This is a genomic window from Streptomyces sp. NPDC029296 (genome assembly GCF_055569255.1).
The window spans coordinates 129379-136405 of the sequence record NZ_JBVHXT010000026.1; the positions used below are offsets into that span (position 1 = coordinate 129379).

4 protein-coding genes are annotated in these 7027 nt (G+C 71.5%); all 4 read left to right on the forward strand.

Annotated features, from left to right (window positions below):
* The first annotated feature begins 27 nt into the window (after positions 1 to 27).
* Positions 28 to 1032: a carbohydrate ABC transporter permease gene (locus ACZ4W9_RS23245; RefSeq protein WP_467938791.1), complete on the forward strand. Its 1005-nt coding sequence runs from the start codon at positions 28 to 30 to the stop codon at positions 1030 to 1032.
* A 19-nt stretch (positions 1033 to 1051) separates the two neighbouring features.
* A complete protein-coding gene (locus tag ACZ4W9_RS23250) occupies positions 1052 to 1957 on the forward strand; it encodes a sugar ABC transporter permease (RefSeq protein ID WP_467938793.1) in 906 nt (301 codons plus the stop codon).
* Positions 1958 to 2090: 133 nt separating this feature from the next.
* Complete coding sequence (locus ACZ4W9_RS23255) at positions 2091 to 3761, forward strand: glycoside hydrolase family 13 protein (protein ID WP_467938794.1); 1671 nt, start codon at positions 2091 to 2093, stop codon at positions 3759 to 3761.
* 346 nt (positions 3762 to 4107) lie between these two features.
* A partial coding sequence (locus tag ACZ4W9_RS23260; RefSeq protein ID WP_467938804.1) for an alpha-amylase family glycosyl hydrolase occupies positions 4108 to 7027 on the forward strand: 2920 nt, incomplete at its 3' end.

A 7027-nucleotide genomic window follows, 5' to 3' on the forward strand; every position in this document is an offset into this window, starting at 1 on the left:
CCCCTGATCCTTTGAAGGTGTCGAACCATGACAGTCGCCATCGACCGCGCCACCGGCAAGCGCCGCGGTGACCGCGCGCCTCGTCCCGGGCTGGGACAGCGCGTCAAGAACGGCTTCCAGAAGTACTGGTACGCCTACGCGATGATCGCCCCGGTGGTCGTCGTCCTCGGCGTCCTCGTCGGCTACCCGCTGGCGCGCGGCTTCTACCTCACCCTCACCGACGCCAACAGCCTCAACTCGGCGCGGACGATCGGCGTCAACCACATCGACGCCACGTACGAGTTCATCGGCCTGGACAACTACCAGGACATCCTGTTCGGCCCGACCGCCTACGACCGGTTCTGGTCGCACTTCCTGTGGACCGTCTTCTGGACGGCCGCCTGTGTCGCCCTGCACTACTGCCTCGGGCTCGGCCTCGCGCTCATGCTCCACCAGAAGCTGCGCGGCCGTACCGTCTACCGGCTGCTGCTCGTCCTGCCCTGGGCCGTGCCGACCTTCGTCACCGTCTTCTCCTGGCGGATCATGCTCGCCGACTCCGGCGCGCTCAACCAGCTCCTCGGCACCCTCCACCTGCCCCAGCCGGAGTGGCTGGAGGACACCTTCTGGCAGCGGTTCGCCGCGATCATGGTGAACACCTGGTGCGGTGTGCCGTTCATGATGCTCTCGCTGCTCGGCGGACTGCAGTCCATCGACTCCACGCTCTACGAGGCCGCCGAGATGGACGGCGCGAGCGCCTGGCAGCGCTTCCGCCACGTCACCCTGCCCGGGCTGCGCGCGGTCAGCTCCACCGTGGTCCTGCTCGGCATCATCTGGACCTTCAACCAGTTCGTCATCATCTTCCTGCTGTTCGGCAAGAACTCCGCCCCGGACGCCCAGATCCTCGTCACCTGGGCCTACCAGCTGGGCTTCGGCCAGCAGCCGCGCGACTTCGCCCAGTCCGCCGCCTACGGCGTGCTGCTGCTGTCGATCCTCACCGTCTTCACCTCCTTCTACTTCCGCTGGCTGAAGCGCAATGACCAGCTCGCCGTCTGACGCCGCAGGAGCCGCCGCCATGAGCACCACCACCCTGGACCCCACCGAGACCGCGCAGGCCCCCGCCGCCGCGCCCGTCCGCCGCACCCGCCGGCGCGGCGAACGCGGACCGCTCGGCACCGCCCTGCTGCACGGCGGCCTCGCCCTGGCCAGCCTGATCGCCCTCGCCCCGGTGGCCTGGCTGTGCTACCTGTCCCTCGGCCCGGACAAGGACGACTACCTCCACCCGGGCCAGATCGCGGGCAAGCTGACCTTCTCCAACTACGACTTCGTGCTCCGGCACACCGGCTTCTTCGACTGGTTCAGGTCGACGATGATCGTGGCCCTCGGCACCACCGTCATCGGTGTCCTCGTCGCCGCCACCACCGGCTACGCGGTCTCCCGGATGCGGTTTCCCGGCTACAAGCCGCTGATGTGGGTCCTGCTGCTCACCCAGGCCTTCCCGATCGCCATCCTGATCGTGCCGATGTACGAGATCTTCAGCGAACTCGGCCTCATCGACACCTACTGGGCGCTGATCGCCGTCAACTGCTCCACCGCCGTGCCGTACAGCGCCTGGCTGCTCAAGGGGTACTTCGACACCATCCCCTTCGAGATCGACGAGGCCGGGCGCGTGGACGGGCTCACCCCCTTCGGCACCTTCTTCCGGCTGATCCTGCCGCTGGCCCGCCCGGGCCTGGCCGTCGCCGCGTTCTACACCTTCATCACCGCAGTCGGCGAGGTCGCCTTCGCGACGACCTTCCTGCTGGACGACTCCAAGTACACCTTCGCCGTCGGCCTGCAGACCTTCGTCAGCGAGCACGACGCCCAGTGGAACTACATGGCCGCCACCGCGGTGCTGATCGCGATACCGGTGACGGTGTTCTTCTACCTCGTGCAGAAGAACCTGGTCACCGGCCTCACCGCCGGCGGCACGAAGGGCTGACGCCCGCCACCGGACCGGGCGGGCCGCGGTGGCCCATTCCACCCCGCCGCCACCGCGGCCCACCCCGACCTGCCGGCCGTCCGTCGCCGGCCCACCGACCGCCCACCACGCCCCGTCACGTATCAAGGACGCCATGAGCCAGCAGCACTCCGCCGCACCGGCCCGCAGCCTCGCCGCCGTCACCGTCGCCGACCACCGCGACTGGTGGCGGGACGCGGTCATCTACCAGGTCTATCCGCGCAGTTTCGCCGACGGCAACGGCGACGGCATGGGGGACCTGGCGGGCGTACGCTCCCGCCTGCCGTACCTGCGCGACCTCGGCGTCGACGCGGTGTGGCTCAGCCCCTTCTACGCCTCCCCGCAGGCCGACGCCGGCTACGACGTCGCCGACTACCGCGAGGTCGACCCGATGTTCGGCTCCCTGCCGGACGCCGACGCGCTGATCCGCGACGCCCACGCGCACGGCCTGCGCGTCATCGTGGACCTGGTCCCCAACCACTCCTCCGACCAGCACGAGTGGTTCAAGCGCGCCCTCGCCGAGGGCCCCGGCTCCCCGCTGCGCGAGCGCTACCACTTCCGCCCCGGCAAGGGGGAGAACGGCGAACTGCCGCCCAACGACTGGGAGTCCATCTTCGGCGGCCCGGCCTGGACGCGGGTGCCGGACGGCGAGTGGTACCTGCACCTGTTCGCGCCCGAGCAGCCCGACTTCAACTGGGAACACCCCGCCGTCGGCGACGAGTTCCGTTCCATCCTGCGGTTCTGGCTGGACATGGGCGTGGACGGCTTCCGCATCGACGTCGCCCACGGCCTGGTCAAGGCCGAGGGCCTGCCCGACCTCGGCTCGCACGACCAGGTCAAACTGCTGGGCAACGACGTCATGCCGTTCTTCGACCAGGACGGCGTGCACGCCGTCTACCGCCAGTGGCGCCGCATCCTCGACGAGTACCCGGGCGAGCGCATCTTCGTCGCCGAGGCGTGGACCCCGACCGTCGAGCGCACCGCGAACTACGTCCGCCCCGACGAACTCCACCAGGCGTTCAACTTCCAGTACCTGGCGACGGCCTGGGACGCCGAGGAGCTGCGGACGGTCATCGACCGCACCCTGGACGCGATGCGCCCCGTCGGCGCCCCCGCCACCTGGGTGCTGTCCAACCACGACGTCACCCGGCACGCCACCCGCTTCGCCAACCCGCCCGGCCTCGGCACCCAGATCCGTACGGCCGGCGACCGCGAGCTGGGCCTGCGCCGCGCCCGCGCCGCCACCCTGCTGATGCTCGCCCTGCCCGGCTCGGCCTACCTCTACCAGGGCGAGGAACTGGGCCTCCCGGACGTCGTGGACCTGCCCGACGAGGTGCGCCAGGACCCGGCGTACTTCCGGGGCGCCGGCCAGGACGGCTTCCGCGACGGCTGCCGGGTGCCGATCCCGTGGACCCGTACGGGCTCCTCCTACGGCTTCGGCGGCGGCGGCAGCTGGCTGCCCCAGCCGCCCGCCTGGGGCGAGCTGAGCGTGGAGGCGCAGACCGGCGTGCCCGGCTCCACGCTGGAGCTGTACCGGGCGGCGCTCGCGGCCCGCCGGGCGCACCCCGACCTGGGCGCGGGGGAGTCCGTGGAGTGGCTGCGCGCCCCCGAGGGCGTCCTCGCCTTCCGGCGGGGCGGGTTCGTGTGCGTGGCCAACACCACCGGGGAGGCCGTCGCGGTCCCGTCCCACGGCCGTGTCCTGCTCGCCAGCGGCGAGCTGACCGAGGCGGGCGGCGAGACGAAGGTGCCCGCCGACACCACCGTCTGGTGGACCACCACCGACTGACGTCCCGTCCGGAAGTTCTTGCATCAACCTCACCAGGGCCCGCCGCCTGGCGGGCGGCGGGCCCTCACCCTCCGCGTCACGCAAGCTTGCTGAAAGATTGCGGCAAGCGCTCTTCGCCGTCCCTGTCGCCTTCACCGTCGAAGGACCCCGCATGGCACGCGGCACGCTCCCCACGGCGGTCGCCCCCACCGCCCCCGGCCCCGCCGGCCGCGGATACACGTCCGGGATCGCCTTCGGCCGCGGCACCAAGGGCCACGCGGCGATCAACCACGAACCGGGCGGCGCGACCCGCACCCACCAGTCTCCCCGCCCGCCGGCAAGCCGAACTGCTGAGGAGTCACCCGCTGTGATACCGAGATGGCCGGCGCCGCCCGGGTGCCGTACCCGGCGGCGCGCGAGAGCGGCGGCCGTCACCGCCGCGGCCCTCGCCGCCACCCTGCTCCCGCCCCTGGCCGCCCACGCGGCCGGCCCGCCCGCGCCGCCCTCGGACGCGCGGCTCGCCGCCGAACCCGCCCGGCACGACGCCACCCGCGAGCAGTTCTACTTCGTGCTGCCGGACCGCTTCGCCAACGGCGACCCGTCCAACGACCGGGGCGGCCTGACCGGTTCCCGGCTGAGCACCGGCTACGACCCCACCGACAAGGGCTTCTACCAGGGCGGCGACCTCAAGGGCCTGACCGGGAAGCTGGACTACATCAAGGGGCTCGGCACCACCGCCCTCTGGCTGGCCCCGATCTTCAAGAACCGCCCCGTTCAGGGCACCGGAGGCAACGCCTCGGCGGGCTACCACGGGTACTGGATCACCGACTTCACCCAGGTCGACCCCCACTTCGGCACCAACCAGGACCTCAAGAACCTCATCTCCAAGGCCCACGCCAAGGGCATGAAGGTCTTCTTCGACGTCATCACCAACCACACCGCCGACGTCGTGGACTACGACGAGAAGTCCTACGACTACCTGTCCAAGGGCGCCTTCCCCTACCTCACGAAGGACGGCCGGCCCTTCGACGACGCCGACTACGCGGGCGGCGGCCGCGCGTTCCCCTCCGTCACCGCCGGCTCCTTCCCGTACACCCCGAGGGCGACGAGCGGCAGCAAGGTCCCGGCCTGGCTCAACGACCCGGCGATGTACCACAACCGGGGCGACTCGACGTACAGCGGCGAGTCCACCACCTACGGCGACTTCTCCGGCCTGGACGACCTGTGGACCGAGCGCCCCGAGGTCGTCCACGGCATGGAGAAGATCTACCAGCGCTGGGTGCGGGACTTCGCCGTCGACGGCTTCCGGATCGACACCGTCAAGCACGTGAACATGGAGTTCTGGACCCAGTGGGCCACCGCGCTGGACCGGTACGCGGCGGCGCACGGCCGGAAGGACTTCTTCATGTTCGGCGAGGTCTACTCCGCCGACCCCTCCGTCACCGCCCCGTACGTCACCCGGGGCCGGCTGGACGCCACCCTGGACTTCCCCTTCCAGGACGCGGCCCGCGCCTACGCCTCCCAGGGCGGCAGCGCCCGGAAGCTGGCGGCCGTCTTCGGTGACGACTACAAGTACACGACCGACAAGGCCAACGCCTACGAACAGGTCACCTTCCTCGGCAACCACGACATGGGCCGCATCGGGTCCTTCCTGAAGCAGGACAACCCGAACGCGACCGACGCCGAGATCCTGGCCAAGGACCGGCTCGCCACCGAGCTGATGTTCCTCAGCCGGGGCAACCCGGTCGTCTACTACGGGGACGAGCAGGGCTTCACCGGCGCCGGCGGCGACAAGGACGCCCGCCAGACCATGTTCGCCTCCAAGGTCGCCGACTACCTGGACGACGACGAGATCGGCACCGGCCGCACCCACGCGAGCGCCGCCTACGACACCCGGGCCCCGCTCTACCGCGAGATCGCCGCCCTCTCCGGGCTCCGCAAGGCCCACCCCGCCCTGACGGACGGCGTCCAGACCGAGCGGTACGCGGCCGACGGCCCCGGGATCTACGCCTTCACCCGCACCGACGCCGCCTCCGGCCAGGAGTACGTCGTCGCCTTCAACAACGCCGGTGCCGAGAAGGCGGCCACCTTCACGACGGGGTCGGCGGACATGACGTACCGGGGCGTGTACGGGGCCACCGGCTCGGTGCGGTCCGACGGCGACCGCGAGCTCACCGTCACCGTCCCGGCCGGCTCCGCCGTCGTCTACAAGGCGGCCGGTCCCCTCGCCGAGCCCACCGCCGAGCCGGCGATCGCCTTGACCGCCCCCGCCGCCGGAGCCACCGGAACGGTCGGCCTCAAGGCCGACGCCGACGGCGGACAGCTCGACCGGGTCGTCTTCGCGGCCCAGGTCGGCAACGGCGACTGGCGGGTCCTCGGCTCCGCCGACCACGCCCCCTACCAGGTCACCCAGACCCTCGGCGGGAACGTGCCCGCCGGGACCCCCCTGCGCTACAAGGCCGTCGTGGTGGACCGGGCCGGGCACACCGCGAGCGCCACGGCGAGCAGCACCGCCGGCACCCCTCCCGCGCCCGAGGTCCCCAGGGCCGCCTCCCGGGACTACGCGATCGTCCACTACAAGCGCGCCGACGGCGACTACGCCGACTGGGGCCTGTACGCCTGGGGCGACCTGGCCGACGGCGAGGCCACCACCTGGCCGGCCGGACGCCCCTTCGTCGGCCGGGACGCCTATGGCGCCTTCGCCTACGTCAGGCTCGCGCCGGGCGCCTCGGACGTCGGCTTCCTCGTCGTGGACAAGGACGGGAACAAGGACGTCTCCGCCGACCGGTCCATCGACGTCACCCGCACCGGCGAGGTGTGGATCGAGCAGGGCAAGGCCGACGTACGCACCGAGCGGCCCGGCTACCCCGCCCAGGACACCACCAAGGCCGTCCTGCACTACCACCGCGCCGACGGGAACTACGACGGCTGGGGCCTGCACGTCTGGACGGGTGCCGCGCGGCCCACCGACTGGTCGCGGCCGCTGGAACCGGTGAAGACCGACAGCTATGGCGCGGTCTACGAGGTGCCCCTCACCGAGGGTGCCACCAGCCTCGGCTACCTCATCCACAAGGGCGACGAGAAGGACCTCCCGGTCGACCAGAGCCTGGACCTCAAGGCCGACGGCCACGAGGTGTGGCTGGTGAGCGGGCAGGAGGAGCACCTGCTGCCGCAGCCGGCCGGCACCGCCGCCGCCCTCGACCTCACCACCTCCAAGGCGGTCTGGATCGACCGGGACACCGTCGCCTGGAACGGCGTCGCGGGCGCGGCCTCCACCCAGCTGCTGT

Excerpts from the sequence above, each read along its gene's own strand:
- ACZ4W9_RS23255 (WP_467938794.1), top strand. The coding sequence starts at position 2,091 with ATGAGCCAGCAGCACTCCGCCGCACCGGCCCGCAGCCTCGCCGCCGTC.
- ACZ4W9_RS23250 (WP_467938793.1), top strand. The coding sequence starts at position 1,052 with ATGAGCACCACCACCCTGGACCCCACCGAGACCGCGCAGGCCCCCGCC.
- ACZ4W9_RS23245 (WP_467938791.1), top strand. The coding sequence starts at position 28 with ATGACAGTCGCCATCGACCGCGCCACCGGCAAGCGCCGCGGTGACCGC.